Below are 494 nucleotides of genomic sequence, written 5' to 3' on the forward strand. Positions count from 1 at the left end.
ACGCACGGTGTCCAGCGGCGCTTGCCAGTCAATCCCCTGCTCCAGCGCGAGCCGGCATTGGCGCCGCACCTCCCGCAGCAATTGCCGGGGGCTGCGCAGGCTGTGGTCTTCTCCCAGGAAGTCGACCCAGGCCGGCGGCTGCCGACGGACATGGGGCAACAGGCCGTGGCGCGAAAAAATCTCGATGGGCCCGCGATGGCCGGCCTGTTCCAGGGACACCACGGCGTCCACCATGGTCAGCCCGGAACCGATGATCAGCACGGTGGATTGCGGGTCCAGTTGGGTCATGGCCGATACATCCCACGGGTCGACGGCAGCGGCATTCAAGCCGCTGGATTCGGTCTGTGGCGTGCGTGCCGCCGGGAACATGCCGGTGGCCAATACCGCACAGGCACCGCGCAGTTGCTGGCCGTCGCTCAAGGTCAGCCGTGTGGCGTGTTCATCCACCTCAAGGTCTGTCACCTCGGCGCGAATGTGCTCGACGGTCGACGCGG

General features: G+C 67.2%; 1 pseudogene. It reads right to left on the bottom strand.

Annotated elements, in window-relative coordinates:
• Window positions 1–494, bottom strand: a pseudogene (locus HX846_RS38730) (pyridine nucleotide-disulfide oxidoreductase); the annotation flags it as partial.

The organism is Pseudomonas sp. K5002 (genome assembly GCF_013386655.1).
Classification (GTDB): Bacteria; Pseudomonadota; Gammaproteobacteria; order Pseudomonadales; family Pseudomonadaceae; genus Aquipseudomonas.